General features: G+C 74.0%; 23 protein-coding genes. 13 read left to right on the top strand and 10 right to left on the bottom strand.

All coding sequences use genetic code 11. The annotated features are described in order from the left end of the window. The first annotated feature begins 408 nt into the window (after positions 1–408). The 3 genes from ACZ7MF_RS34870 to ACZ7MF_RS34880 all read left to right on the top strand — a co-directional run bounded on the left by ACZ7MF_RS34870 (position 409) and on the right by ACZ7MF_RS34880 (position 2337). Positions 409–633: a hypothetical protein gene (locus ACZ7MF_RS34870; protein WP_471482191.1), complete on the top strand. Its 225-nt coding sequence runs from the start codon at positions 409–411 to the stop codon at positions 631–633. 155 nt (positions 634–788) lie between these two features. Beyond that, entirely contained in the window at positions 789–1616 is an 828-nt protein-coding gene (locus tag ACZ7MF_RS34875) for an MBL fold metallo-hydrolase (RefSeq protein ID WP_471482192.1), read from the top strand. A gap of 133 nt (positions 1617–1749) precedes the next feature. Continuing rightward, on the top strand, positions 1750–2337 hold the full coding sequence (locus tag ACZ7MF_RS34880) for a hypothetical protein (protein WP_471482193.1): 588 nt from the start codon (positions 1750–1752) through the stop codon (positions 2335–2337). A gap of 144 nt (positions 2338–2481) precedes the next feature. Here ACZ7MF_RS34880 and ACZ7MF_RS34885 read toward each other — a convergent pair whose 3' ends face one another. Next, on the bottom strand, positions 2482–3096 hold the full coding sequence (locus ACZ7MF_RS34885; RefSeq protein WP_471482194.1) for a TetR/AcrR family transcriptional regulator: 615 nt from the start codon (positions 3094–3096) through the stop codon (positions 2482–2484). A 128-nt stretch (positions 3097–3224) separates the two neighbouring features. Here ACZ7MF_RS34885 and ACZ7MF_RS34890 point away from each other — a divergent pair, with 128 nt between their 5' ends. Further along, positions 3225–4001 (top strand): ABC transporter ATP-binding protein, encoded by a 777-nt coding sequence (locus ACZ7MF_RS34890; protein ID WP_471482195.1) that lies wholly within the window; start codon positions 3225–3227, stop codon positions 3999–4001. A gap of 32 nt (positions 4002–4033) precedes the next feature. Further along, on the top strand, positions 4034–6478 hold the full coding sequence (locus ACZ7MF_RS34895; RefSeq protein ID WP_471482196.1) for an ABC transporter permease: 2445 nt from the start codon (positions 4034–4036) through the stop codon (positions 6476–6478). Positions 6479–6526: 48 nt separating this feature from the next. On the opposite strand, the gene ACZ7MF_RS34900 is transcribed toward ACZ7MF_RS34895, so the two are convergent. Together ACZ7MF_RS34900 and ACZ7MF_RS34905 are read right to left on the bottom strand one after the other, a co-directional pair. After that, on the bottom strand, positions 6527–7753 hold the full coding sequence (locus ACZ7MF_RS34900) for an MFS transporter (RefSeq protein ID WP_471482197.1): 1227 nt from the start codon (positions 7751–7753) through the stop codon (positions 6527–6529). Between the two features lie 116 nt (positions 7754–7869). Next, positions 7870–8922 carry an endonuclease/exonuclease/phosphatase family protein gene (locus tag ACZ7MF_RS34905; protein ID WP_471482198.1) on the bottom strand — a complete coding sequence of 351 codons (1053 nt, stop codon included), beginning with the start codon at positions 8920–8922 and terminating at the stop codon, positions 7870–7872. A gap of 319 nt (positions 8923–9241) precedes the next feature. On the opposite strand from ACZ7MF_RS34905, the gene panB reads away from it, so the two are divergent. The 3 genes from panB (at position 9242) to ACZ7MF_RS34920 (ending at position 12192) form a co-directional block, all read left to right on the top strand. Continuing rightward, complete coding sequence (panB, locus tag ACZ7MF_RS34910; RefSeq protein ID WP_087809702.1) at positions 9242–10117, top strand: 3-methyl-2-oxobutanoate hydroxymethyltransferase; 876 nt, start codon at positions 9242–9244, stop codon at positions 10115–10117. A gap of 195 nt (positions 10118–10312) precedes the next feature. Continuing rightward, positions 10313–11344: an ATP-binding cassette domain-containing protein gene (locus ACZ7MF_RS34915; RefSeq protein ID WP_471482199.1), complete on the top strand. Its 1032-nt coding sequence runs from the start codon at positions 10313–10315 to the stop codon at positions 11342–11344. Next, entirely contained in the window at positions 11341–12192 is an 852-nt protein-coding gene (locus ACZ7MF_RS34920) for an ABC transporter permease (RefSeq protein ID WP_471482200.1), read from the top strand. The genes ACZ7MF_RS34915 and ACZ7MF_RS34920 overlap by 4 nt, the downstream gene beginning before the upstream one ends. Positions 12193–12213: 21 nt before the next feature. On the opposite strand, the gene ACZ7MF_RS34925 is transcribed toward ACZ7MF_RS34920, so the two are convergent. Continuing rightward, the gene (locus ACZ7MF_RS34925) at positions 12214–16023 is read right to left on the bottom strand and encodes an AfsR/SARP family transcriptional regulator (protein WP_471482201.1); all 3810 of its coding nucleotides are present in this window, start codon (positions 16021–16023) and stop codon (positions 12214–12216) included. A gap of 214 nt (positions 16024–16237) precedes the next feature. Between ACZ7MF_RS34925 and ACZ7MF_RS34930 the strand changes: the two genes are divergently transcribed. Then, on the top strand, positions 16238–17035 hold the full coding sequence (locus tag ACZ7MF_RS34930; RefSeq protein WP_003976552.1) for a site-2 protease family protein: 798 nt from the start codon (positions 16238–16240) through the stop codon (positions 17033–17035). A 6-nt stretch (positions 17036–17041) separates the two neighbouring features. Here the strand turns inward: ACZ7MF_RS34930 and ACZ7MF_RS34935 are convergent, their stop codons facing one another. Together ACZ7MF_RS34935 and npdG are read right to left on the bottom strand one after the other, a co-directional pair. Continuing rightward, positions 17042–17242, bottom strand: coding sequence for a hypothetical protein (locus tag ACZ7MF_RS34935; RefSeq protein ID WP_016326075.1), 201 nt, complete (start codon positions 17240–17242; stop codon positions 17042–17044). Between the two features lie 53 nt (positions 17243–17295). Further along, positions 17296–18015: an NADPH-dependent F420 reductase gene (npdG, locus tag ACZ7MF_RS34940; protein ID WP_385928917.1), complete on the bottom strand. Its 720-nt coding sequence runs from the start codon at positions 18013–18015 to the stop codon at positions 17296–17298. A gap of 131 nt (positions 18016–18146) precedes the next feature. Between npdG and ACZ7MF_RS34945 the strand changes: the two genes are divergently transcribed. Together ACZ7MF_RS34945 and ACZ7MF_RS34950 are read left to right on the top strand one after the other, a co-directional pair. Next, entirely contained in the window at positions 18147–18761 is a 615-nt protein-coding gene (locus ACZ7MF_RS34945; protein ID WP_361007201.1) for a hypothetical protein, read from the top strand. Between the two features lie 317 nt (positions 18762–19078). Further along, entirely contained in the window at positions 19079–20434 is a 1356-nt protein-coding gene (locus ACZ7MF_RS34950; protein ID WP_471482202.1) for an MFS transporter, read from the top strand. Here the strand turns inward: ACZ7MF_RS34950 and ACZ7MF_RS34955 are convergent, their stop codons facing one another. Then, a complete protein-coding gene (locus ACZ7MF_RS34955) occupies positions 20435–20677 on the bottom strand; it encodes a hypothetical protein (protein ID WP_356865217.1) in 243 nt (80 codons plus the stop codon). Between the two features lie 58 nt (positions 20678–20735). On the opposite strand from ACZ7MF_RS34955, the gene map reads away from it, so the two are divergent. Both map and ACZ7MF_RS34965 read left to right on the top strand, forming a co-directional pair. Continuing rightward, complete coding sequence (gene map / locus ACZ7MF_RS34960) at positions 20736–21593, top strand: type I methionyl aminopeptidase (protein ID WP_356865215.1); 858 nt, start codon at positions 20736–20738, stop codon at positions 21591–21593. A gap of 157 nt (positions 21594–21750) precedes the next feature. Further along, complete coding sequence (locus ACZ7MF_RS34965) at positions 21751–22398, top strand: biliverdin-producing heme oxygenase (RefSeq protein WP_471482343.1); 648 nt, start codon at positions 21751–21753, stop codon at positions 22396–22398. 1 nt (position 22399) lies between these two features. On the opposite strand, the gene ACZ7MF_RS34970 is transcribed toward ACZ7MF_RS34965, so the two are convergent. Genes ACZ7MF_RS34970 through ACZ7MF_RS34980 form a run of 3 tightly spaced genes read right to left on the bottom strand, consistent with a single transcriptional unit; the run spans position 22400 to position 25529 of the window. Further along, entirely contained in the window at positions 22400–23044 is a 645-nt protein-coding gene (locus ACZ7MF_RS34970) for a PhzF family phenazine biosynthesis protein (RefSeq protein WP_471482203.1), read from the bottom strand. Positions 23045–23052: 8 nt separating this feature from the next. Continuing rightward, positions 23053–23892 carry a hypothetical protein gene (locus tag ACZ7MF_RS34975; protein ID WP_471482204.1) on the bottom strand — a complete coding sequence of 280 codons (840 nt, stop codon included), beginning with the start codon at positions 23890–23892 and terminating at the stop codon, positions 23053–23055. A 41-nt stretch (positions 23893–23933) separates the two neighbouring features. Further along, entirely contained in the window at positions 23934–25529 is a 1596-nt protein-coding gene (locus ACZ7MF_RS34980; protein ID WP_471482205.1) for an HtaA domain-containing protein, read from the bottom strand. Positions 25530–25539 lie beyond the last annotated feature (10 nt).

Here is a 25539-nt window from a genome sequence, read left to right on the forward strand (position 1 = left end):
GCGCCCGGATCATTCCACAACCGGTGTGTCACACCCCAGGGCCGGGGTCCGGCGCCGGGATCGGTCCCGGAAAACCCGTGAATCTCCACAGAGTTCATCGCTCGGTCGCACGGTCGGGGAGTGCCGACGGCACACCGGCCGGACCAGGCGCGTCGCGGCGCCGCGGAGCCCGGCACCCCGGCGGATGGCGTGAAGATCCGGTCTCTTTCCCTGACCGCATTCACACACTGATGAAGTCGGGGGCGTCGGCCGGTGGCGCCCAACAGCTCGACCATGGTGACCCGTTCGCCCCCGTGCTTTGATCGGTGCGCGGCACGCCGGTGGCCTGTACCGGACCCCCACTCCGGACGCCTCGGGCCTGCATGCCGCACCGCTCCCCTCCCTTCCCCCGAAAGGAACAGACCTGCCATGAACACTGTCCCCCAGGTCGAAACGGCCGAGATCTCCGACGCGGACCTGGACCGGGTGTCCGGCGGCATCGGCCTCACCGCGAGCGCGGCCCTCGTCGCGGGCGACGGCGCGTTCGCCGCCGGCTTCCACGCGGAGTCCGGCCCGTTCGCCCTCACCGGCGGCCTCGGCGTCTCGGCACCCTTCGGCGGCGCGGCGGCCCAGGCCCACACGACGAGCGTCTGACCCGACCGCAGCCCCGCACCACACCCGGCCCCGGACCACCGTGTCCGGGGCCGGGTTCGCGCACCGGGCAACCGGGGTGTCCAAAGGCCTGCGTTGCCCGAGTGTCCGGAGCTACCGTCTCGGCAGGAATTTGCGGGCTGATGTGAGGAGACCTCATGCTGACACCGGTCGCGGACGGTGTGCTGGTGCACCGGAGCGAGTTGCTGCGGAACAACACCGTCGTCGTGCAGGGCGTGGCTGGTGTGCTGGTCGTCGATCCCGGGTTGACGACCGGCGAGATGGTCTGCCTGGCGGAGGACCTTCGCCAGTTGGGCCAGCCCGTCGTGGCAGGTTTCGCGACACATCCGGACTGGGATCACGCGTTGTGGCACGCCGCACTCGGCAGTGCGCCGCGTTACGGCACGGCCCGCTGTTCGGCGTACCTGCGAGAGCTCCGCTCGGAAGAGGGGTGGCAGGCTCGTGTCGCCGAGGGGCTGCCGCCGGAAATCGCCGAAGAGACACCGTTGGATCTGTTCGGTCTCGTCGTGGGGTTGCCCGCCGGAGCAGAGCTGATTCCGTGGCACGGGCCTGACGTACGGGTGATCGAACATCCGGCTCATGCTCCGGGCCACGCGGCGCTGTTGGTCGAGGATCGCGGGGTGCTTGTCGCCGGCGACATGCTGTCCGATCTCTTCGTTCCGATGCTCGACGACACGGAGCATCCGGTTGAGGACTATCTCACCGGGCTACGGCTGCTGGAGAAGGTGGCGGACGGCGTCGACGTGCTCGTGCCGGGGCACGGAGCCGTCGCCATGGCCGATCAGGTCCGGGTGCGGATCGACCAGGACCGGGAGTACCTGCACGCGCTGAGGGACGGCCGCGCTCCGGACGATCCGAGGCTCGGGCCTTCGGTCGAGCCCGGCTGGGAGTGGGTGAACGACATCCACGAAGGCCAGGCCGCGAGGATTGCGCGACGAAGCGAACGGGGCGGCACGGACGGCTAGTTGGTAGGGTCCGTTCGGCGCGACGGCCGGGGGAGGGGAACGCGTGGTGCGGGAGTGCTGGTTCTGCGGCGAGGACACTCCACCGTCGTGGCACGACCACGTCCTGGGGTTGCACAAGGACACGGACACCACCATGACCCCGTTCATCATCGTCCTGCGCTCCACCTGGCGTATGGAAATCGTGTCCGTGCCACGCTGTGCCCGTTGCCACACCGGACACCAGATAGAACGGACCGCGGCGGTGCTCTCCGTCGCCGCGTTGATCGCCTACGCCGCCAGTGGTCAGCTGGACCGGCTGCTCGGCATTCTGTCGTCCTCGACCGGGGAGCGGGTGGTCGCGGCGGTCTGGGCGGCCGTCGCCTGCCTGCCGGGGCTCGTCTGGATCGCGATCCGCCGGGGCCTGCTGCCGTGGCAGCGCCTGGCGCCCCGTCGTCTGGGCTACGCCCGCCACCACCCGGAGTATCTGGAACTCCGGGCAGAGGGCTGGAAGCCCAGGGCGGGCCCCATGCACTACTGGCACGGCCCGCCGAACCCCCATCACCCGCCGCCCGCGAATCGCCCCCGGCGGCTGATCGGGGGCGTCTTCGAGCTGCTCGGAGCGGCCTGCGGCATCGCCATCCCCGTCGCCTACTTCACCGGTTACGAAGAACTGGCCGGAGTCTTCATCGCGGCAACGGTGGCGCTGCTCTTCGTGGCCTCGAAGATCAGGCCCGAGGACTGATCGCGCCCGGCCAGGCCACGAACGTCGTCCATGCCGCCGAATCGACCGCGAGGCAGCCACGCCCTCCCGCCGTACGCGTCCTGTCGCGACGTACGTCAAGGTAGACGGGCGAACCACGCCGAGTGACGGGATACGGCCACCCTGTCACCCGGACGTGCCGCACAACCCCCGCTCCACCGCGTCCGTCACCCTGCGCTCCGCCTCCGCCGCCTGCGACGGGGTGAGGCCGCGCAGGGGGCCGTCGGTGAGGAGTACGGCCATGCCGTGGACGGTGGACCAGGCGAAGTACTCGGCGTCCGGGCGGCGTTCGGGGGGCAGGGCGCCCGAGGCGGCCAGGTCGTCCAGGGCCTCGGTGAGGAGGCGGTAGGCGGTCCGGCCCTCGGTCCCGGCCGCTTCCGCCGTGTCGGTGTCGGCCATGCCCGTCGTCGCGAACGCGGCGCGGAACAGGCCGGTTTCGGCCTGGGCGAAGGCGAGGTAGCCGCGGGTCAGGGCGCGCAGGCGCGCGCGGGCGGGGGAACCTGTCACCAACTCGCGTTCCATCGTGCGGGCCAGTTCCGCAAGGCCCGCCTGGGAGACCGCGGCCAGCAGGGCCCGGCGGTCGGCGAAGTGGCGGTAGGCCGCGTTCGGGGCGACGCCCACCCGACGGGTCGCCTCGCGCAGGACCACCGCGTCGGGACCGCCCTCGCGGGCCAGCTCGACACCGGCCGCGATGAGCGCGTTGCGCAGGTCGCCGTGCCGGTACGTGTCGCGTGGGGCCATCGGTGCTCCTCTGTCCGCGGTTCTCCCGCCCCTTCGATGTGGACGTCGTTCACATCGGCGGCTAGTCTACGACGCGTCGAGAATGTGGACGGCGTCCACATGTGTGCGGTCGAGGGGGAGCGAGCGACATGAGGGATGACGAAGCGGTGCGGCTGGAGGCGTTGACCAGGCAGTACGGGTCCGGGCGGACGGAGGTGACCGTGCTCGGGCCGGTCGACCTGCGGTTCGAGCGCGGGTGTTTCACCGCCGTGATGGGGCCCTCGGGGTCCGGCAAGTCGACCCTGTTGCAGTGCGCCGCCGGGCTCGACCGGCCCAGTTCCGGCCGCGTCCTGCTGGACGGGACGGATCTGACCTCGCTGAACGAGACTCGACGGACCCGGTTCCGCCGGACCGCCACCGGGTTCGTCTTCCAGGCGTACAACCTGCTGCCCTCCCTCACCGCCGAGCAGAACGTGGCGCTGCCCCTGCGGCTCGCCGGGCGGCGCCCGGCGCGCGGGGAGGTCCGGCGGGCGCTGGAGCAGGTGGGGCTCGGCGACCGGGCGGGGAGCCGTCCGCATCACCTCTCCGGGGGCCAGCAGCAGCGGGTGGCCGTCGCCCGCGCGCTGGTGACCCGCCCGGCCGTCCTCTTCGCCGACGAGCCGACCGGGGCGCTCGACCTCACGACGGGGCACGAACTGCTGCGCGTCCTGCGGGATCTGGTGCACTCCCCCGGTGAGCGGGAGGCGGGAACCGTCGTGATGGTCACGCATGATCCGCAGGTCGCGGCCTTCGCCGACCGCGTGGTCTTCCTCGCCGACGGGCTCCTCGCGGGAGAGCTGCGCTCGCCCACCCCGGAGGCCGTCGCCGAGCGGATGACGGCACTGGGCCGGCCCGCGGCGGAAGAGGCGGCGGGTGCCCCGTGCTGAGAGTCGCGCTGGGTACGCTTCGGCTGCGCTGGGTGTCATTCCTCGGGACGGTCGTCGCGCTCGTCCTCGCGGTGGCCCAACTGACCTCTCTCGGCGTCGTACTGATGTCGGCGGCGGAGCCCTCGCAGCGGCCCCCGCACCGCTTCGCCCACGCGCCCGCCGTCGTCCTGCCCGCCGACCCGCGCTGGGACTCCGCACAGCACGACCTCGGCGTACGGTCTCCCGCCGCGGCCCGGGGGCTGTCCCCGCAGTCGATACGGGACGTGTCCGCGACCGGCGCCACGGTCGTCGACCGGGCCTTCTACGCGCGGCTCGCGGACGGCGGCGGCGCGCAGAAGCAGGTCGGGCACCCGTGGCCGGTGGCCGAGTTCGGCGGGTACGCGCTGCGGGACGGGCGGGCGCCGCGCGCGGAGGGCGAGATCGTCGTCCCCTCCGGCCGGGCGCGCACCGGGGAGTCGGTGACCGTGCTGACGGCCGCCGACGGGCCGGGACGCCACACCGTCGTCGGCACCGTCGCGCCGGTCGACTGGGAGGACGCCGTCTTCTTCAGCGCGCAGGAGGCGGAGCGGCTGTCGCCCCGCGTCGACGCCCTGGTCGCGCTGGGGCCGGTGGAACGGGTGCGCGCGGTGGTCCCCGACACGGCCGAGGTGCTCACCGGGGCCGACCGGCACCGTGCCGACGCGGACGCCGCGAACGACCGGGAGGCCCTGGACAACACCCTCACCCTGCTGCCGGTCATGGCCGCGGTCGCCGGTACCACCGCCGTGTTCGTGGTGGCCTCCACGTTCGCCTTCGCGGTGGTGCAGCGGCGCCGGGAGATCGCCCTGCTGCGGACCGTCGGCGCCACCGGACCGCAGGTGCGCCGCATGGTCCGCGCCGAGGCTCTGCTGGTCGGTGCTCTCGCCTCGGCCGGGGGCGGGGTGCTCGGGCTCTTCGGCACCCGGCCGCTGACACGTCTGCTGGTCGGGATGGACATCGCGCCGCCCTGGTTCGCGGTGGAGATCTCCGCGCGCCCGGGAGTGCTCGCGCCGCTCGGGGCCGCCGTCCTGACCGGACTGCTCGTGGCCCTGTGCGGTGCGGTGGCCGCCGCGCGCCGGGCCTCGCGCATACGGCCGGTGGAGGCGCTGCGGGAGAGTACGGCCGAGGATACGGCGGTGGCGCCCGGCCGGGCCGCCCTCGGCGTCGTGGGGCTGGTCGGCGGGGCGGGGACGGCGTGCTGGATCGGGCTCGCCGCGCCCCGGACGGTCCTCTCCCCCACCGCGTACGTGGTCTCGCTGCTGGTGCCCGTCGTCGCGGTCGCCGCGCTGGCACCGCTGCTCGTGGGTCCCGTCGTCCGGGTGCTGATGCGGCCGTCGCGGCGGTCGCGCGGCCCGGCCGCCCTCCTCGTGCGGCAGAGCGCGCTCGCCTCGCGCCGGCGTACGGCGGCCACCGCGGCGCCGGTGCTGCTGACGGTGGGGCTCGCCCTGTCCCTGCTCACGGCCACCGACTCGCTGGGGGCCGCCCGGGACGCGGGGTTGCGGGCGGGGGTCGGGGCGCCGTACGCCGTCGTGCCGGAGGACGGGACGCGCGGGTTCAGCCCGCGCGTGGCGGAGCGGGTGGCCCGGGTGACGGGGGTGCGCGTCGCGGCGCCCGTGCCGACCACCGTCTACTTCCCGGACGGGGACGGGCGGTTGGCGGAGAACGACGGGCTGGCGGTGGCACCCGGAGCCCTGCGCCGGTCGACCCGTCTGGAGGTCGTGCACGGCTCGCTGGACGACCTGGACGAGCGGAGCATGGCCGTCGCCGAGCGGTGGGGGATGGAGGTCGGCGACCGGGTGCGTACGAGGCTCGCGGACGGCCGCGAGGTCATCCTGCGGGTGGCCGCCACCTACGCGGCGCTGCCCGGCGAGGACGTGGCCTATCTGCCGGAACGCTTCGCCGGGACAGGCCTGTTCGCCCGCGACGGGCTGGTGCGCCGGGCCGCGCTCTCCCTGGCTCCTGGGACGGACCGCCCGGCCGCCCTGGCGCGGGTGCGGGCGGCGCTCGCAGGCAGCGGGGCGCGGCTCACCACCCGGGACGGGCTGGTCACCGCCGAGGCCGCGCAGGCGCGCCGGCTCACCGAGACCCGGCAGCGGTCCACCGCCGTGATCGTCGTGCTCTTCTGCTTCGTGGCGATCCTGAACACCCTGCTGATGGCGACCGCGGACCGGCGCCACGACCTGGCCGTCCTCGGCCTGACCGGGGCCACGCCGCGCCAGGTCCTGCACTTCTTCGTCGCCGAGGCACTACTGGTCACGATGGTCGGGGTGACCCTGGCGCTGCTCGCCGCCGGGGTCAACATCCTCGGCCTCGGCGCCGCCCTCCACCAGCTCTTCGGCACGGCGCCGGTCGTCGTGCCGTGGGCCGCCGTCGGCGCGGTGACGGCGGCCTCGGCGCTTCTCGCCGTACTCGGCACGGTGGTGCCGGTGGCGTCCGCGCTGCGACGCCGCGACGCCTGAGCCCTCGGCCGACTGTGCGGGGACCGCAGGACGCCGCCCGCGCTCGCGTCAGCGCCGTACGGGCTCCGCCGTCTTCGGCACGTGACCCGCGACCACGCGCTCGCGGCCGGGGGCCGGTGCGGTGGTGGCGCGGTGGCGGTCCACCGTCCATGCCGTCGCCGCGACCGCGACGCCGAGGACCGCCAGGGCCGCGCCCGCCGTCGCCGGGGAGGTGGCTCCGAATCCGGCGGCCAGGGCGAGGCCGCCGATCCAGGCGCCGCCGGCGTTGGCCAGGTTGAAGGCGGCCTGGTTGGCGGAGGAGGCCAGGGAGGGGGCCGCGGCGGCCTTCTCCATGACCATGAGCTGGAGGGGCGAGCCGGTGACGAAGGCGGCCATGCCGAGCAGGGCCACCGACGCGGCCGCGGTGACCGGCGTACGCATGAGGAGGGGGAACAGCGCCAGGACGACGACGAGAGAGGCCAGGCCGCCGAAGAGGGTGCCGCGCAGGGAGTGGTCGGCCAGGCGTCCGCCGAGCAGGTTGCCCGCGGTGGCGCCGACGCCGAAGAGGGCGAGCAGCAGCGTCACGCTGGTCTCGGCGAATCCGGCGGCGTCGGTGAGCATCGGCGTGATGTAGCTGTAGGCCGCGAAGAGCGCGCCGAAGCCCGCGACCGTCGTGCCGAGCGCCAGCCAGACGGGCAGGGAGCGCAGGGCGGCCAGTTCGCCGCGCAGGCCGGTGGTGGGGGCGGGGGCGCTGTCGCGCGGGATCAGGACGGCCAGCGCCGCTATCGCCGCCACCCCGATCGCGCTCACGCCGAGGAAGGTGGCCCGCCAGCCGAGCTGCTGGCCCATGGCGGTGGCGGCGGGGACGCCGACGATGTTGGCGACGGTGAGGCCGAGGAACATCAGGGAGACGGAGCGGGCCTTGCGTTCCGGCGCGACCATGCCGGTGGCGACGACCGCGCCGACGCCGAAGAAGGCACCGTGCGGCAGGCCGCTGACGAAGCGGGCGGCCAGCAGCGAGATCTCGCCGGGGGCGACGGCCGACAGGGCGTTGCCCACCACGAACAGCGCCATCAGGGCGATCAGGACGGCGCGGCGGGACATCCGGGTCGTCGCCGCCGCGAGCAGCGGGGCGCCGATGACGACGCCGAGCGCGTAGGCGGAGACGAGGTGGCCGGCGGTGGGGATCGAGATGTCCAGGTCGTGCGCGACGTCGGGCAGCAGGCCCATCATCACGAACTCGGTGGTACCGATGCCGAAGGCGCCCACGGCAAGGGCGAGCAGGGCCAGGGGCATGAAGGGGTCTCGCCTTTCGAGAGCGGGGTCCGTACGGGAGGACGGGGCACAGGGGGACGACTGTATGTTCCCGTACGGAACAAAGACTCTCAGGGCGGGTATTCCGCAGGCGAATTCTAGGAAGCCGTTGTGTCGACCTTCACACGCGCGGCGATCGGCAGGTGGTCGCTGCCGGTCGCCGGGAGGGTCCAGCTGGTCATCGGCTCCACGCCGGTGACCAGGATCTGGTCGATGCGGGCCATCGGGAAGGACGCCGGCCAGCTGAAGCCGAAGCCGCTGCCCACGGCGCCCTGCGGGGAGCGCAGCTGGGAGGTGATCGCGGTGAGCGAGCGGTCGTTCATGGTGCCGTTGAGGTCGCCGAGCAGGATCTTGCGGGGCAGCTTCTCGTGGGAGATGGCCTCGCCGAGGGCGTCGGCGCTCTTGTCCCGCTGCCGCGCGGTGAATCCGGCCTCCAGCTTCACCCGTACGGAGGGCAGGTGGGCGACGTACACCGCGATCGGCCCGGACGGCGTGGCGACGGTGGCGCGCATCGCGCGCTTCCAGCCCAGCTCGATGTCGACCGGCTTCACCCCGCTGATCGGGTACTTGCTCCACAGCCCGACGGTGCCGACGACCGCGTGGTGCGGGTACTTCGCCGCCAGCGCCTTCTCGTACGTCGGTACGGCGGACGCCTTCAGCTCCTCCAGGGCCATCACGTCCGCACCGGCGGCGGCGACGGCACGGGCGGTGCCCGCCGGGTCGGCGTTGTCGGCGTTGACGTTGTGCGTGGCCACGGTGAGGTCGCCGCCGGAGCCGGTCTTGTCGAAGAGCAGGCCGCCGAAGAGGTTGAGCCACACGCAGACCGGCAGCACCAGCGCGATCAGCGCCGTCGCCGACTTGCGGACCAGGGCGATCACCAGCAGGACGGGGATCAGCAGGCCGAACCACGGCAGGAAGGTCTCGGTGAGGCTGCCGAGGTTGCCGATGGCGTTCGGGATGTGCGAGTGGGCCGCCATGACCGCCGCCAGGAGCAGCGCGACCACGGCCGTGATCAGGCCCCGGCGCCAGATCCGCCGGTCGCCGCGCCAGCCGCTGACCGCCCGGTCGAGCAGGCGCCGAATCCGGTTCTCCCGGCGCTCGGGGTCCGAGCCGCCGCTGTCCGTCTCCGTCATGTACGCCTGCTGCGCCATACCGTTGCCTCACTGCCTGCTGTGCACACCGTCGCCCCCTGTGACTCAGCACCATAGGGGATGATCGGTTCCGATCCCGCCGCCCTGGACGGCCGTACGGGCACGAGGACGTACGGGCCGTCCCACGGAGTTCCGCGCTGTACCGGAACGGGCGGCTCCGTGACAGAACGGGCACATTTGACCCCATGAGCCACGCCCTGCCCCGTGCCGGGGTACGTGACGGGGGTCCCCTAGCCGTCAGGGCGCCACAAGTGCCACCATGGAAGGGATCCGGGGACGCCGTCAGGGTGCCTCGAGATGACATGAAGGAGCCGTTGCCATGACGCAGCTTTCGGCTGCCCAGACGCCGCAGCGCACCCCCGCCGACGGGAGCAGGGCGCTGTACGGGGGCAAGATCAACCGCCGTATCACCGTCCGGGACATCACCGCCGCCAAGGAGCGCGGCGAGAAGTGGCCCATGCTCACCGCGTACGACGCGATGACCGCCTCCGTCTTCGACGAGTCCGGCATCCCGGTGATGCTCGTCGGCGACTCCGCGGGCAACTGCCACCTCGGCTACGAGACCACGGTGCCCGTCACGCTGGACGAGATGACGATGCTCTCGGCCGCGGTCGTCCGGGGCACCAGCCGCGCCCTGATCGTGGGCGACCTGCCCTTCGGCTCCTACCAGGAGGGACCGGTGCAGGCGCTGCGCTCGGCGACCCGGCTGGTCAAGGAGGCCGGGGTCGGCGCGGTCAAGCTGGAGGGCGGCGAGCGCTCGCACCGGCAGATCGAGCTGCTGGTGGAGTCCGGCATCCCGGTGATGGCGCACATCGGCCTCACCCCGCAGTCCGTCAACTCCATGGGCTACCGGGTGCAGGGCCGCGGCGAGGAGGCGGCCCAGCAGCTGCTGCGCGACGCCAAGGCGGTGCAGGACGCGGGCGCCTTCGCGGTCGTCCTGGAGCTGGTGCCGGCCGAGCTGGCCGCCGAGGTGACCCGGACGCTGCACATCCCGACGGTCGGGATCGGCGCGGGCCCGGACACCGACGCCCAGGTGCTGGTGTGGACCGACATGCTCGGGCTGACCGGCGGCCGGATGCCGAAGTTCGTCAAGCAGTACGCCGACCTGCGCAAGGTCATGGGCGACGCGGCGAAGGCGTACGCCGAGGACGTCGTCGGCGGCACGTTCCCCGCGGACGAGCACTCGGTCCACTAGCTCGGTCCACCAGCCCCGCCCACCGGCTCCGTCCACCAGTAGGCCATCGCGGTACGGCCACCGGCCCCGCCGATCTTCCCCCGTCGGCGGGGCCGAGTGGTTCCCGGGCGCGATGTCGGCGGGATGTCGGCGGGGCCGGGCGGCTGTCGGTGGGATGTCGGCGGTTTGTCGGTGCCCCCTGCCATCGTCTGGGGCATGAAGCGAATCGACGACATCCCCCCGGCCGCGGACAGCGCGGTCACCGTGCGGGGGCTGGTCAAGCACTACGGCGAGACCAAGGCGCTGGACGGCGTCGACCTGGACGTGCGCGAGGGCACCGTGATGGGCGTGCTCGGTCCGAACGGCGCCGGCAAGACCACCCTCGTACGCATCCTGTCCACCCTCATCACCCCCGACTCGGGCCGGGCGCACGTCGTCGGGTACGACGTCGTACGGCAGCCCCGGCAGCTGCGCCGCGTCATAGGGCTGACCGGGCAGTACGCCTCCGTGGACGAGAAGCTCCCCGGCTGGGAGAACCTCTACATGATCGGCCGGCTGCTCGACCTGTCCCGCCGGGACGCGCGCACCCGCGCCGACGAACTGCTCGAGCGGTTCTCGCTCACCGAGGCCGGCAAGCGGCCCGCGTCCACCTACTCCGGCGGCATGCGGCGCCGGCTCGACCTGGCCGCCTCCATGATCGGGCACCCGGCCGTGCTGTTCCTGGACGAGCCCACCACCGGTCTCGACCCGCGCACCCGCAACGAGGTGTGGGACGAGGTCAAGCGCATGGTCGGCGACGGCGTCACCGTGCTGCTCACCACCCAGTACATGGAGGAGGCCGAGCAGCTCGCCTCCGAGCTGACCGTCGTGGACCGCGGCAAGGTCATCGCGAACGGCGGCATCGAGGAGCTGAAGGCCAAGGTCGGCGGCCGCACCCTGCGGGTCCGCCCGGCCGACCCGCTGCAACTGCGCCCGCTCGCCGCCTACCTGGACGAGCTGGGCATCACCGGGCTCGCCAGCTCCACGGTGGACGCCGAGCGCGGTGCCGTGCTGGTGCCGATCCTCAGCGACGAGCAGCTGACGGCCGTGGTCGGCGCGGTCACCGCGCGCGGCATCACCGTCTCCGCCGTCACCACCGAACTCCCCAGCCTGGACGAGGTCTTCCTGTCCCTCACCGGCCACCGCGCCAGTGCCCCGCAGGACCCCGCCCCGGCCACCGACGACGCCCGCGAGGAGGTCGCCGTATGAGCGCCGCCACCACCACTCCGACCACCACCACTCCAGCCGCCACCGCCCCTGCCGCGCTCGCTCCGGACGCGCGGATCTCGCTGCGCGCGCACGTGCGGCACACCGGCGCCCTGGTCCGCCGCAACCTGCTGTGGATCCGGCAGGACCCGGAGTCGATGTTCGACGCGCTGCTGATGCCGATCGTCTTCACCCTGCTGTTCGTGTACGTCTTCGGCGGCTCGATCGGCCAGGCCCTGGGCGGCGGGCAGGACGGCTATGTGCAGTACGTGATCCCCGGCATGATCGCGATGATGAGCATGACGCTGTCCCAGGGCGTCGGCACCGGCTTCAGCCAGGACTTCAACTCCGGTGTCATGGACCGCTTCCGGTCGCTGCCGATCGGGCGCGGCTCGGTGCTCTTCGCGAAGATCGCGGTCGAGATGGTCCGGATGCTGTTCGCCACCACGGTGCTGATGATCGTCGCGGTCCTGGTCGGCTTCGACATCGACCACTGGGCCGGGCTGTTCGCGGCGGTGGGGCTGTCCGCGGTGTTCGCCTCCTCGATCATGTGGGTGTTCCTCACCCTGGGCGTGGTCCTGAAGAACGCGCAGTCGGTGCAGGCGATGGGCTTCATGGTGCTGTTCCCGCTCCAGTTCGGCTCCTCGATCTTCGCGCCGACGCAGTCGATGCCGGGCTGGCTCCAGTCCTTCACCGACTACAACCCGCTGTCCACGCTCGCCGACGCGGCGCGCGGACTGATGGTGGGCGGCCCGGTCGCGCACGACCTGTGGATCACGCTCGGCTGGTCGGCGGCGATCACCGCGGTGATGGCGCCGATCGCCGTCCACAAGTTCCGTACGAAGACCTGAACCGCACACGTGGGGCACGCGTCAGACGAGGGCGACGGCCTCCTCCGGGGAGAGCCGGCCGCCCTCGCCGTACGCGGCGTCGTACGCCTCGGTGCCGAGCGCCCCGCGGACGCGTTCGACGGCCCGCCCGCGCGCGTCCCGCTCCATGCCCGTCGACACGTGTCCCGGCGGGAGCATCGCCTCGGCGGCGCCCAGGCACCGGGCGCCGTCCGCGGCCCGGCGGCCGCCGTCCAGCCGGGCCAGGGCCATCGCGGCGATGGTCAGGTAGGCGGAGCGCATGTGCGGGGCGATGGCCGCGGACAGCGGGTCCTCGGCCCGCGCCAGCGACTTGCGGATCCCGGTCAGGCACTCCTCGTGCCGGTCCTCCAGCGTGGCGAGCCAGGCTTCGGCGGCGAGGATGAAGGCGTCGAAGACCACGAAGTGCGCGATGGAGAACTCCTCGCGCAGCAGCCGCAGTTGCTCGCCCGCCTCGGCCGTACGACCGGTCATGCCCAGGTGTCCGGCGAGGAACAGCCGGGCGGCGGGCATCGCGCCGTTGTGGCCCGTGCCGGCCGTGCGCTCGATCACCCCGCGCAGCACCCGCTCGCCGCGCTCCGTGTCGCCCGCCTCCAGGAGCACGCTGCCGAGGCGGGCGTCGAGGATGTCCACCTGGGCGTGGGCACCGAGCCGCTCGGCGTGCTGTGCGGCGGCCCGGTAGTCGGCGGCGGCACGCGGGTAGTCGCCGACGCGCTCGCGGGCCTCGGCCCGCCCGGAGAGGGCCTCGGCCATGCCCCAGGCGTCGCCGAGCCGGTGGTAGATCTCCAGCGACTCGTCGGCGTCGCGGACCGCGTCGCCCGCCCAGTCGGTGCGGTTGGCGAGCATCTGGGCGCGCATCTGCAGGCCGCCGGCCAGCTCCCACTCGTAGCCCGGGGTCTCGCGGCAGGTGCGCAGGGTGGCGTCCATGATCTCGCGCAGCCGGTCCATGTCACCGGTGAGCATCACGGAGTAGAACCAGAGCAGGCCGGGGCTGGAACAGGTCTGCGGCATCCCCGGCTCGTAGGTGCCCGCGATGACGCGCAGCTTGCGCTGGGCCGCCGGGTTCTGCCACGCGTCCAGCTCCGTGTCCATGCAGGCCAGATGGGCCAGGTGCACCCCGCGCCGGGCCTCGGCGAGGACCTCGCCGGTCATCGGGGGCGGCGCGGACGTGCACCGCTCCCACACCGGCTGGGCGGGGGTGCCCGGCTCGGCGAAGGGGTCCGGACCGAGCGCCATCACCTCGACGAACCAGTTCCGGGCCTCCACCCGCAGGTCGCGCATCTGCCAGTACCAGACCAGCGACAGCGCCAGGCACAGCGCCTCCTGCTCGTCGCGCTCGGCGACGGCGTGGCGCAGGGCGGTGCGCAGGTTCTCGTACTCCAGCTCCAGCCGCTCGATGGCGGCGAGCTGCTGCGGACCGCGCAGCAACGGGTCGGTGGTGCGGGCGAGTTCGCGGTAGTACGTCAGGTGGGCGCGGGCCGCGGCGGCGCGGCCACCGGCCTCGTCGAGGCGCTCGCCCGCGTATTCGGCGACGGTCTCCAGGAGCCGGTAGCGCATGCCGTCGCCGGACAGGCGGTCGGTCACCGGCGCGGCCACGACGAGGGACTTGTCGACGAGGGAGCCGAGGGCGTCCAGTGCGGCGGGCCCGCACACGGCCTCGGCGGCGGCGAGGTCGCAGCCGCCGGCGAAGACGGACAGCCGCCCCAGCACGTCGCGTTCGTCCGCGTCGAGCAGGTCCCAGGACCAGTCGACGACCGCGCGCAGGGTCTGCTGGCGGGGCAGGACGGTACGGCTGCCGGAGGTGAGCAGGCGGAAGCGGTCGTCGAGCCGCTCGGCGATCTGGCGCGGGGTGAGCATCCGCAGCCGGGCGGCGGCCAGTTCGATGGCGAGCGGGAGGCCGTCGAGGCGGCGGCAGATCTCGGCGCAGGCGGCGGCGGTCTCGTCGTCGGCGTCCACGCGGAAACCGGGGCGGGCGGCGGCGCCCCGGTCGGCGAGCAGCCGCAGCGCGGCGGGCTCGGGCAGCGGTTCCACGGGGCGCAGCGACTCCCCCGGCACGCCCAGGGGTTCGCGGCTGGTGGCGAGGACGGTCAGGTGGGGGCAGCGGGCGAGGAGTTCCTCGGTGAGGCGGGCGGCGGCGTCGACGACGTGCTCGCAGTTGTCGAGGACGATCAGCATGCGGCGGCGGCCGCAGTGCTCGACGAGCCGCTCGACGGCGGTGTCCTGCCCCTCGGTGGCGGTGGCGGCCCGCATCTCCTCGGCACCGGCGCGGTAGAGCACGGTCTCGCGGGCGCCGACGGCGGTCAGGACGGCCTCCGGTACGTCGGCGGGGTCGTCCACGGGGGCCAGCTCGGCCAGCCACACCCCGTCGCGGGCCGCGTCCCCCGCCCCTTCGGCGGCCTCCTGCGACAGCCGGGTCTTCCCGGCGCCGCCGGGCCCGAGGAGGGTGACGAGCCGGGTGGTCGTCAGGTCGGCACGGAGTGTCTCCACGTCACCGTCCCGGCCGACGAAGGAGGTCAGCCGGGCCCGCAGGTTGCCGCGGGGGCGGAATCCCTGCGGGGCGGGTGCGGCGGCGGACCCGGGCAACGCGGGTGCGGATTCCGGCGGCGCCGCCGACACGGGCACCGTCGTACCGTGCCCGGGGGACGTGCCGGGGCCGGCAGGCCCACCGGGCACGAGGGACGTGTTCGGCTGCTGCCCGGTGGCGGACGCGCCCGCCGGGCGGGAGGCGGGCGCCGGACCGGAGGCAGGTCCGGTACTGGGCACAGATCCGGTACCGGGGACAGATCCGGTACTGGAGACTGGCCCCGCACCGGACGCAGGTCCCACGCCGTGCAGCGGCCCGGCGGTGACCCCCGGTGCCGTCTCGGATGCTGCCCACCTGCCCGGGGCAGGACCCGTGCCGTGGACAGGCGCGGCGGTGGGCCCCGGCGCCGAACCGGAGGCGGGCCACCCCTCAGCGGCATGTCCCGGACCGGAGCCGGGCGCGGCGGCGGGCCCCGCGGCAGGACCGGACGCGGGGCCGGTGCCGGGCGCAACGCCCGGGCCGGACGCCGGGCCCGGGCCGGACGACCGGCCGGGGGCGGGTGCCGGGTGGGGCGCGGGGCTGAGGAGCTCTGCGTGGAGTGCTCGCAGCTCCCGGCCCGGGTCGGTGCCGAGGCGGTCGGCGAGGAGGTGGCGTACGGCCTCGTAGGCGGCCAGTGCCTCGGCGGTGCGGCCGGTGTCGCGCAGGGCGCGCAGCCGCAGCGCCTGGAGGGGCTCGTCCAGGGGGTGGCCGTCGCACAGGGCGGTCAGCTCGGGCAGGGCGTGCTCGGCCTGCCCGAGGTCCAGGGCGGCGGTGTGGCGGGCGCGCAGGGAGTCGAAGTGCCGGGTCTCCCAGCGGGCCGCCTCGGCGGTGCGGTCGGGCAGGTCGGCGAGGGCGGGCCCGCGCCACAGCGCGAGCGCGTCGTCGAGCACCACGGCCGCCTTGGCGGGGTCGCCGTCGGCGAGGGCGCGGGTGCCCTCACCGGCGAGCCGGTCGAAGCGGTGCAGGTCGACGTCGTCGAGGGCGGCGGCGAGCCGGTAACCGCCGTCGGCCGAGGCGACCGAGTCGGCGCCCAGCGCCCGGCGCAGCCGCCCGACCAGCGCCTGAAGGGCGCCCGTCGCGTCGGCGGGCGGGTCCCCGCCCCAGACCTCCTCCACCAGCAGTCCCGCGGGGACGGCGCGGCCGGTCCGGAGGGCGAGCACGGTCAGCAGGGCGCGCAGCCGCGCCCCGCCGAGCGGGACGGCCGTGCCGTCGGGACGGAGTACCTGTGTGGTGCCGAGGATGCGATAGCGCACGGGGCCATTGTCCCCGCTGCCGTCGGAGCCGGTCACGGGGTTTTGTCCGCACGGCGTGCCCGGCCTCCGCCGCCCTCCCCCTTTCCGTCCCCGTCCCCGTCCCGGCGCGGAACCGTCTGCCCCGCGCGAGACGTTCTCCCCGTGCGCCCGGTACGGTCGGGCGGTCCCGCACCCCGCGGGTGCCGTCACGCGTGCCCGACAGTCAGGGAGTTCCATGTCCACCGCCACCGCCCGCCCCAGCGACCGGAGGATCAGTCCCGTCTTCCTCGGGATCGTCGCCGTCGCCGCGGTCACGGGCTGGGCCACCTGGACCGGCTTCGCCGAGCAGCCCGGTCTCGCCGTGTTCCTGTTCGTCACGGCCGCGTGGGTCGTCTCGCTGTGCCTGCACGAGTACGCGCACGCCCGCACCGCGCTGCACAGCGGCGACATCTCGGTCGGCGCGAAGGGCTACCTCACGCTCAACCCTGTGAAGTACACCCATGCCCTGCTGAGCATCGTCCTCCCCGTCCTCTTCGTGATCATGGGCGGGATCGGGCTGCCCGGCGGCGCCGTCTTCATCGAGCGCGGGCGGATCCGGGGACGCTGGCGGCACAGTCTGATCTCGGCGGCGGGCCCGCTGACGAACGTGCTGTTCGCCGTCGTGTGCACGGCGCCGTTCTGGCTGGACGCGCTGGACGGTGTGCCGCGCGACTTCCGGCTGGCGCTGGCGTTCCTCGCACTGCTCCAGGTCACGGCCGCGATCCTGAACTTCCTGCCGGTGCCGGGCCTGGACGGCTACGGCGTGATCGAGCCGTGGCTGTCGTACAACGTGCGGCGGCAGGTGGAGCCGCTCGCGCCGTTCGGGCTGCTGATCGTGTTCGCGCTGCTGTGGATCCCGGCGCTCAACGGCGTGTTCTTCGACGCGATCGACGCGCTGCTGCGGGGCCTGGGGATCGGCGAGGTCGACACGTACTGCGGCTTCGAGCTGTACCGCTTCTGGCAGACCGACCCGCTGTGCACGCCGGGCGGATGAGGCCGCTCAGCCGGTGACGGACGTGGACGAGGCGGCGCGGCGGGCGTCCCGGCCGCGCTTGGCGTAGTACCAGCACATGTTCGACGACAGCCCCGACAGCAGCACCCACACGACGCCGATCACGACGCTGCCCTGCACGAAGGAGACGACGGCGGCGGCCACGGCGAGTACGCAGACGACCAGGGCGTAGAGGGCGAGGCGGGGCATGGGCACGGCTCCTGTCGGGGGGACACTGGTACCGACCAGTGTCCCCCATCGCCTCATACGTCCGTGACGCGGAGCCCGGCGTGTGCCTTGTAGCGGCGGTTGACGGAGATCAGGTTGGCGACCAGCGACTCGACCTGGTGGGCGTTGCGCAGCCGTCCGGCGAAGACGCCGCGCATGCCCGGGATGCGTCCGGCGAGGGCCTGCACGATCTCCACGTCGGCGCGCTCCTCGCCGAGGACCATGACGTCGGTGTCGATCTCGTCGATCTCCGGGTCCTGGAGGAGGACCGCCGAGAGGTGGTGGAAGGCGGCGGCGACCCGGCTGTCCGGCAGCAGGGCGGCGGCCTGCTCGGCGGCGCTGCCCTCCTCGGGCTTGAGCGCGTAGGCGCCCTTCTTGTCGAAGCCGAGCGGGTTGACGCAGTCGACGACGAGCTTGCCGGACAGTTCCCCGCGCAGGGATTCGAGGGTCTTGCCGTGGCCGTCCCACGGTACGGCGACGATCACGACGTCGCTGCGGCGCGCGGTCTCGGCGTTGTCGGCGCCCTCGACGCCGTGCCCGATCTCCTCGGCGGCGGCCGCGGCGCGCTCGGCGGCGCGGGAGCCGACGATCACCTTCTGGCCGGCCTTGGCGAGGCGGTACGCGAGGCCCTTGCCCTGGGGGCCGGTGCCGCCGAGCACGCCAACGACCAGCCCGGAGACGTCGGGCAGGTCCCAGGGGTCCTTGGCCGGAGCCTTGGCGGGGGCCTTGTGTGCAGCACTGTCGGTAGAGGTCATGGGCCGACCCTACGTCCGCGACGGCCTGCCCAGGGGTACGGGTCCCGCCCGCTGGGAGGCGGCCCCCGGGCCGGGTGAATCCGGGGCGAACGCCGGACCGCGCGGAGGGGGTTGCGGCAGGATGCGGCCGCATGGACGCCGTACGGGTCGCGCTGTTGCGGGAAGTGCTCGCCGGGACCGAGTGGCTGGGGGCCACCCGGCGGTTCGCGGGGGCGCTGCGGGGGTCGGTGGTGCCGCACGGGGGCGGTCTGCTGCTGGTGGGCACCCCCGAGTACGAGCCCTGGCACCTGGCGGCGCACCTGGTGGACGAGGCCGCCTGGTCGGGGACGCCGGAGCTGGCTCCGACGCTGGTCCGGCACGGGGCGCGTCCGTCGGACCCGGCGCATCTCGCGGTCGGCCTCGGGCGGCTGGCGGCGGCCCGGCGCGGGGAGACGCTGCTGGTGGTCACGCCCGAGGACCCCGGTGCCCGACTCCTGGAGCGGGTGCACGACGCCCGCCGGGCCGGTGCGACGGTGCTGGCGCTGGGCACCGACCGCGCACCGGGCGAGCGGGAGCTGACGGCGATGGCGCACGAGACGCTGTCCGTCCCGGACGGAGCCGAGCTGGACCTGGACACGGTGCAGCACCTGGTCAGCGCGTCGGCCGGGGAGAACGCGGTGCCACCGCCCCGGAGCCGCCGCCGCTTCCGCGACCGCCTCTCCCGCCTCGCCGACCACCTGACGGCCCCACCACCGTCCGGCTGGTGACGACCGACGCCCCCGCGGCCCGCCGGGCAACTGCCCGGCCCGACCGACGCCCCCCGCGATCCGACCGACGACCATCGCCGCCCCGCCGGGACCCACCAACGACCACCGCCACCCGACCGACGACCACCGCGGTCCGACCACCGCCACCCGACCGACGCCCCCGGCCCGACCGGCGACGGTGGCGGTCCGGCCGGTGGTCATCGCCGCCCCGCCGGGATTTGCCGCGGCCCGACCGGCGATCGCCGCCACCCCGCCGACGGCGGCCGCCGGGAAAACCGGTTGCCGGTGTTCGTGCCGCCGCCGGACGATGACCCCTCGTGACCGACACCTCCCCCGCCGACGCGCCCGCCGACAGGCCCGGCCAGTCGTCCGCCGACGCGCCCGTCGACCCGCCCACCGGCCTGCGGGCCCTGCTGCCCGATCTGTCTCCCTGGCGGGCCTCCCGGGACTTCCGGCGGTTGTGGGTCTCGGGGCTGATCACCAACTTCGGCAGCTTCCTGACCTTCGTCGCGCTGCCGGTGCAGATCAAGGAGCTGACGGGGTCGGCGGCGGCGGTGGGCGCGATCGGCGCCGTGGAGCTGGTGCCGCTGGTGGTGTTCGGGCTGTACGGCGGGGCGCTGGCCGACGCCTGGGACAAGCGGCGGCTGATCCTGTGGACGGAGGCCGGTCAGGGCGTGCTGTGCGTCGCGCTGCTGGTCAACGCGCTGATGCCGAGCCCGGCCGTGTGGCCGCTGTATGTGATCGCCGCGTTCACCTCGGCGCTCGGCGCGGTGCAGCGCCCCGCCCTGGACTCGCTGATCCCGCGGATCGTGGCCCACGAGCACCTCCCGGCCGCCGCCTCGCTGAACGCACTGCGCTGGCAGGTCGGCGGCATCGCCGGACCGGCGCTGGCGGGCGTGGTGGTGGCGTACGCGGGGCTCGGCTGGGCGTACGCGGTCGACCTGGTCACCTTCGCCGCCTCGGTGGTCCTGGTGGCGGGGCTCGCCTCCTCGCCCGCCGCGCACGAGGCGCGCAGACCGTCGTGGGCGGCGATCGCCGAGGGCGCCCGGTACGCGTGGAGCCGCAAGGAGCTGCTGGGCACCTACGCGGTCGACCTCGCGGCGATGCTCCTGGCGATGCCGCTCGCGGTGCTGCCGTTCCTGGCCGACGAGTTGGACGCCGAGTGGTCGCTCGGGCTGATGTACGCGGCGATTCCGGCGGGCTCGCTGCTGGTGAGCGTGAGCAGCGGGTGGACGGCGCGGGTGCACCGGCACGGGCGGATGGTGGTGCTCGCGGCGGCCGGGTGGGGCCTGGCGATCGCCGCCGCCGGCTTCGCCGGGAACGTGTGGCTGGTGCTGCTGTGCTTCGTGCTCGCCGGTGCCTGCGACATGGTCAGCGGCGTCTTCCGCAGCGCGATGTGGAACCAGACCATCCCGGACGAGCTGCGCGGCTGGCTCGCCGGGATCGAGCTGCTGTCGTACTCGGTGGGTCCGCAGCTCGGCCAGGTCCGGGCGGGCGGCACGGCCGCGCTCGTCGGGGTGCGGGCGTCGGTGTGGTCGGGCGGGCTGCTGTGCGCGGGCGCGGTGGGGGTGCTGGCGCTGTGCCTGCCGACGATGATGACGTACGACGCGCGGACGAACGAGCACGCGGTGCGGCTGCGCGAGAAGCGCGCAGCCGACGCCGCGAGCGGCTGATCAGTCGTCCCGGTCGCCGTCGGCGCTTCCCGGGGCGGAGGCGTCGTGCCACCTGGGGTCGTTCTCCCATTGGAGGTTGCGCTCGCGGGCGGTCTGCATCGCGTGCTCGGCCTCGGCCCGGGTGGCATACGGTCCGAAGCGGTCCTTGCCCGGGCAGTCCGGGCCCTCCTCGACCTTCTGGTGCTCCAGGCAGTAGTACCACTCGCCCGGTTTGCCGACCGTGCGCTTCTTGAACAGGGCCATGGGACAGCTCCTCTCGCCACCGACATGTTCCCCCATGCGTGCTGGTTAGACTCGCTGCATGTCTGGCCAGTCGCTGCTCGTCCCAGGGGAGCTCTCCCCCACCCGTTCCGTGCCCGGAAACATCCGCCGGCCCGAGTACGTCGGCAAACCCGCGCCGACGCCGTACACCGGACCGGAGGTGCAGACGCCCGAGACGATCGAGGCGATGCGCGTGGCCGGGCGGATCGCGGCGCGGGCGATGGAGGAGGCCGCGAAGCACATCGCGCCCGGCGTGACGACGGACGAACTGGACCGGGTGGCGCACGCGTACATGTGCGACCACGGCGCCTACCCCTCGACGCTCGGCTACCGGGGCTACCCCAAGTCCCTGTGCAGCTCGGTCAACGAGGTCATCTGCCACGGCATCCCCGACTCCACCGTGCTGCGCGACGGCGACATCGTGAACCTCGACGTGACGGCGTACATCGGCGGGGTGCACGGCGACAACAACGCGACCTACCTGGTCGGCGACGTGGACGAGGAGAGCCGGCTGCTGGTCGAGCGGACCCGGGAGTCGCTGGCCCGCGCGATCAAGGCGGTCAGGCCGGGCCGGCAGATCAACATCATCGGCCGGGTCATCGAGTCGTACGCGAAGCGGTTCGGGTACGGGGTGGTGCGGGACTTCACGGGCCACGGCATCAACGCGGCGTTCCACTCGGGGCTCATCGTGCCGCACTACGACAGCCCGCACGCGACGACCGTCATCCAGCCCGGGATGACCTTCACGATCGAGCCGATGCTGACGCTCGGCACCCACGAGTACGACATGTGGGACGACGGCTGGACGGTCGTGACGAAGGACCGCAGGCGGACCGCCCAGTTCGAGCACACCCTGGTGGTGACGGACTCGGGCGCGGAGATCCTTACGCTGCCCTGACCCCCGTTCCCCGACCCCCGTCCCCTGATCCGCGTCGCTCGACGGCCCGCTCTCCCCGGAGGGCGGGCCGTTTCGCGTCCGGGTGGGTACGCTTTTACCGACAGCCCGTCGGCAAGCCTATTGACTTAGGTAAGCCTAACCATAGAAAATCATGCTTATGGACTCCTTCTCGACGCTCATCCGCACCGCCTCCCACGAGCAGCACGTGGAGGCGGAGACCTCGACGTTCATGAGCGACCTGCTGGGCGGGCGGCTCGGTGTCGACGCCTACGCGCGCTACACCGAGCAGCTGTGGTTCGTCTACGAAGCCCTGGAGACCGCCGCCGGCCGGCTGGCGGCGGACCCGGTGGCCGGGCCGTTCGTCCGGCCGGAGCTGCTGCGCCTGGCCTCCCTGGAGCGGGACCTGGCGCACCTGCGCGGCGCCGACTGGCGCGCGGGCCTGACCGCCCTGCCCGCGACCGAGGCGTACGCGGCCCGGGTGCGCGAATGCGCGCAGGAGTGGCCCGCGGGGTACGTCGCCCACCACTACACCCGCTACCTGGGCGACCTGTCCGGCGGCCAGATCATCCGCGACAAGGCCGAGCGGACCTGGGGCTTCGCCAGGAAGGGCGACGGGGTCCGCTTCTACGTCTTCGAGGAGATCTCCAACCCGGCCGCCTTCAAGCGGGAGTACCGCGAACTGCTGGACGGCATCCGCGCGGACGACCTGGAGAAGCAGCGGGTCGTCGCCGAGTGCAAGCGTGCCTTCGCCCTGAACACGGCGGTCTTCCGGGCGCTCGGCGAGGAGTTCCCGCTGTCCGCCTGAGTCACCGCTCCAGGCGTACCCGCCCGCCGATCTCGACCCAGCCCTCGGGCTGCGGTGCGGTGAGGATCTGGGAGCCGACCCCCTGGGTGATGTTGAGGGCGCGGCCCAGGCGTCCGGTCAGCAGCAACGCCGCCGCCCCCGTCGCCTCGTCCTCGTCGATGCCGTCGTCGCGGCCGGGGAAGGCGCGGGCCCGCACCCGCCCCGCCGCCTCGTCCTCCCACGCCCAGGCGTAGACCCACTCCCCCTTCGGGGGCACCCCGAGGTCGTCGACCTCGGCGACGGTGGCGTACTGGCGCAGGGTGCGCGGCGGGGCCCACTCGGGGCGGGCCTCGATCCAGCTGAACTCGCCGTCCAGCCGGGCGCCCACCACCCCGGCCCGCGTGACGAGTTCGGGCACGTCCAGCAGCCAGGCGGTGCCGACGCAGGGATGCCCGGCGAAGGGCAGGCGCAGGGTGGGCGTGTAGATGTCGACGACGCCGCGCTCGGGGTCGTCGACGAACACGGTCTCGCTGAAGCCGAGTTTGGCGGCCAGCTCCTGCCGCCGCTCGGGCTCCGGCAGTACGGATCCGTCCCGGACGACGCCCAGTTCGTTGCCGTATCCGCCGTTCGGCGCGCAGAAGACCCGCAGTACGTCGTAGTCGGTCACCGGGGCATTCAAGCATCGTCCGCGGCCGGCCAGAGCGGGGTGGGGGCGTCGTCGTGGGGGAGGGTGGCGAGCGCGTCCGCGTACCCGCGTTCCAGGGCGGCGCGTCGGCGTTCGGTTTCCGATCCGGCGGGGCGCTCCGACAGCCGGGCCATGCGCTCCGCGTGCCCCTCGGTGACCGCGTCGGCGGTCCGCCGCCACTCCGCCTCCTCCGGCAGCAGGGTCAGCACCACGCAGGCCGGTTCGGCGCCCTCCGCCAGCGCCGCCACCGCGCGGTCGTGTCCGTCCAGGATCAGCCAGCCGTCGAGGAACGGCACCCACCAGAGCAGGACCGGGGCCAGGGTGCCGTCCCGGGCGTGCTTGCGGTACGCCTTCACACGCGGCGCGTCGGGGGGCGAGAGCGGGCGCAGGGGCAGGACACCGTGCCAGCCGCCTCCGCAGAGCAGTTCGAGGACGGTGTCGGGCCAGTCCCGTACGAAGTCCTCGGTCCAGATGCCGGGGGCGAACGACGCGCGTGCGGTGAGCGACCAGCGTCCGTCGTGCAGCGGCCCGTAGGGCGTGTCCTCCAACCACCGGGCGCAGCGGTGGCGCCAGTCGGCGTCCGGTGTGCGCATCGACGCGGCGCGCAGGGGCGGCAGCGGGGAGCGGTGGCCGGGCAGGCGGCACAGGTGCAGCTCGCGGCAGCAGCCGTCGCCGTGCCACCGGGCCCGGGTGAGGGGGCGGGCGCCCTGGTGGAGCGTGGGCGGGCCGCCGTCCCGGGCCCGGACGAAGCGCAGCGGTGGCGGGCCGGGGCGGCCCCGGACGTCCAGGACCAGGGGTCCCGAAGCCGCTTCCCGCACCGCACGTTCCATCCGGACAGTATCGGGCGCGGACCGCCCCGGCCCGCAAGGGATTACTCGGCGGACCGCGCCTGGGTCCGCCGCCTGCGCGTCGCGTACACCGCGCCCGCGCCGACCGCGACCGCGACACCGGCCGCCGCGCCCAGGGCCGGGCCCGGTATGTCCGAACCGGTGGAGGCGAGGCTGCCGCCGCCGATCGAACCGCCGGTGGTCGTTCCGGTGCCGCCGACGGTCGAACCGGTGCCGCCGGCGGTGCCCGTGCCCCCGCCGGTGGAGCCGCCCGCCGTGCCCGCGCCGCCGGACGCGCCGCCGGACGTGCCCGAGCCGTCGCCGCCCGGCAGCTGTGCGTCGTCGCTCAGCGCCACCGACAGGCCGACGGTGTCGAGCGCGGTACCGGCCTGGTAGAAGTCGCCGAAGGCCTTCGCGCCGGCCGCGGTGAGCGTGGCGGCGACGTCCTCGACGGCGATGACGTTCTTCGCGGCCTTCAGGTCGCCGGACGTCGCCCTGAGGTCGGCCAGGACCACTCCCTCGGTCTGCGCCCCGAGGCTGTTCACGTCGGCGGTGAGCTTGCCGGTGCCGCCGTCGAGGGTGGCCTTGAGGTTGCTCAGGGTCAGGTCGAGGCCGTAGGTGCCGCCCGTCTCGTGGCCCTTGAAGTTGACGGCGCCCTTGAAGGTGGCGGTCAGTTTGTCGGCGTCCGTGTCGTAGGTGCCGGTGGCGTCCTTGAAGGTGAACGCGCCGTTCCCGGCGGCCTGGGTGGCGCCGCCGGAGACGGTGACCCTGCCCTTGGCGACGGTGCCGACGACGTAGGCGCGGAAGGACTCCTTCACGCCCCAGCCGAGGGTGCCGTCGGCGATCTCGCCCTTGGCGGGGGCCGCGCTCGCGGGGGCCGAGGGCGAGGCGCTCGTGCTCGCCGTGGGGCTCGGGTCCTGGGTGGCGGGTGTGGTCTGCGGGTCGGTCGGTTCCGGGTCGGTCGGGCCGGTGGTCGGCTCGTTGGAGGGTTCCCCGGTGGTGGGCTGCCCGGTGGGCCCGGTCGTGGGACCGGTGGTCGGTTCCGTGGTCGGAGGCGTCTTCCTGACCACCGTCAGCGGGTCTCCGGCCGCGCCCGCGTAGCTCGCGCTGCCGAGGTATTCGCCCGCCTCGGTGGTGAGGGTGGTCGCCATGTCGGTCATCGCGCGGGTCACGGCGACCTTGGCGAGCGGCACGTCGTCGCCCTTCTTGGTGGGCGTCGCGCCGGAGGTGTCGACCGTCGTCACGTCGGCGGTGATCTCACCGGCGCCGCTGTCGAAGCGCACGTCGGTGAGCGTGACCTCGAACTGGTGCGCGGCGGAGGCGCTCACCAGCTTGCCCTGGAAGCCGAGGTCGACGGCGTTCGTCGTGTGGTCGTAGGTGCCGGTGCCGTCGGTGAAGGTGAAGGCACCGTTGCCGGCGGCCTGGGTGGCGCCCTCCGACGCGGTGAAGCTGCCGAACATGCCGACGTACGTCCGGTAGGACTGCTTGATGCCCCACGTCAACTCGTAGTCCGAAAGCGGGGATCCGGCGGCCGGGGCGGCGGTGGCGCTGCCCGGCGTGGCAAGGGCGGTCACGCCCAGCGCGGCGGCCGTGGCGACGGCGGCGGCGAGTGCGGTGGAGCGGCGTCGTCTGACGGGCATGGCTCGGTTC

It is taken from the genome of Streptomyces sp. NPDC111628 (assembly GCF_055635195.1).

Excerpts from the sequence above, each read along its gene's own strand:
- ACZ7MF_RS34870 (WP_471482191.1), top strand. The coding sequence starts at position 409 with ATGAACACTGTCCCCCAGGTCGAAACGGCCGAGATCTCCGACGCGGAC.
- ACZ7MF_RS34875 (WP_471482192.1), top strand. The coding sequence starts at position 789 with ATGCTGACACCGGTCGCGGACGGTGTGCTGGTGCACCGGAGCGAGTTG.
- ACZ7MF_RS34880 (WP_471482193.1), top strand. The coding sequence starts at position 1,750 with ATGACCCCGTTCATCATCGTCCTGCGCTCCACCTGGCGTATGGAAATC.
- ACZ7MF_RS34885 (WP_471482194.1), bottom strand. The coding sequence starts at position 3,096 with ATGGCCCCACGCGACACGTACCGGCACGGCGACCTGCGCAACGCGCTC.
- ACZ7MF_RS34890 (WP_471482195.1), top strand. The coding sequence starts at position 3,225 with ATGAGGGATGACGAAGCGGTGCGGCTGGAGGCGTTGACCAGGCAGTAC.
- ACZ7MF_RS34900 (WP_471482197.1), bottom strand. The coding sequence starts at position 7,753 with ATGCCCCTGGCCCTGCTCGCCCTTGCCGTGGGCGCCTTCGGCATCGGT.
- ACZ7MF_RS34905 (WP_471482198.1), bottom strand. The coding sequence starts at position 8,922 with ATGGCGCAGCAGGCGTACATGACGGAGACGGACAGCGGCGGCTCGGAC.
- panB (WP_087809702.1), top strand. The coding sequence starts at position 9,242 with ATGACGCAGCTTTCGGCTGCCCAGACGCCGCAGCGCACCCCCGCCGAC.
- ACZ7MF_RS34915 (WP_471482199.1), top strand. The coding sequence starts at position 10,313 with ATGAAGCGAATCGACGACATCCCCCCGGCCGCGGACAGCGCGGTCACC.
- ACZ7MF_RS34920 (WP_471482200.1), top strand. The coding sequence starts at position 11,341 with ATGAGCGCCGCCACCACCACTCCGACCACCACCACTCCAGCCGCCACC.
- ACZ7MF_RS34930 (WP_003976552.1), top strand. The coding sequence starts at position 16,238 with ATGTCCACCGCCACCGCCCGCCCCAGCGACCGGAGGATCAGTCCCGTC.
- ACZ7MF_RS34935 (WP_016326075.1), bottom strand. The coding sequence starts at position 17,242 with ATGCCCCGCCTCGCCCTCTACGCCCTGGTCGTCTGCGTACTCGCCGTG.
- npdG (WP_385928917.1), bottom strand. The coding sequence starts at position 18,015 with ATGACCTCTACCGACAGTGCTGCACACAAGGCCCCCGCCAAGGCTCCG.
- ACZ7MF_RS34945 (WP_361007201.1), top strand. The coding sequence starts at position 18,147 with ATGGACGCCGTACGGGTCGCGCTGTTGCGGGAAGTGCTCGCCGGGACC.
- ACZ7MF_RS34955 (WP_356865217.1), bottom strand. The coding sequence starts at position 20,677 with ATGGCCCTGTTCAAGAAGCGCACGGTCGGCAAACCGGGCGAGTGGTAC.
- map (WP_356865215.1), top strand. The coding sequence starts at position 20,736 with ATGTCTGGCCAGTCGCTGCTCGTCCCAGGGGAGCTCTCCCCCACCCGT.
- ACZ7MF_RS34965 (WP_471482343.1), top strand. The coding sequence starts at position 21,751 with ATGGACTCCTTCTCGACGCTCATCCGCACCGCCTCCCACGAGCAGCAC.
- ACZ7MF_RS34975 (WP_471482204.1), bottom strand. The coding sequence starts at position 23,892 with ATGGAACGTGCGGTGCGGGAAGCGGCTTCGGGACCCCTGGTCCTGGAC.
- ACZ7MF_RS34980 (WP_471482205.1), bottom strand. The coding sequence starts at position 25,529 with ATGCCCGTCAGACGACGCCGCTCCACCGCACTCGCCGCCGCCGTCGCC.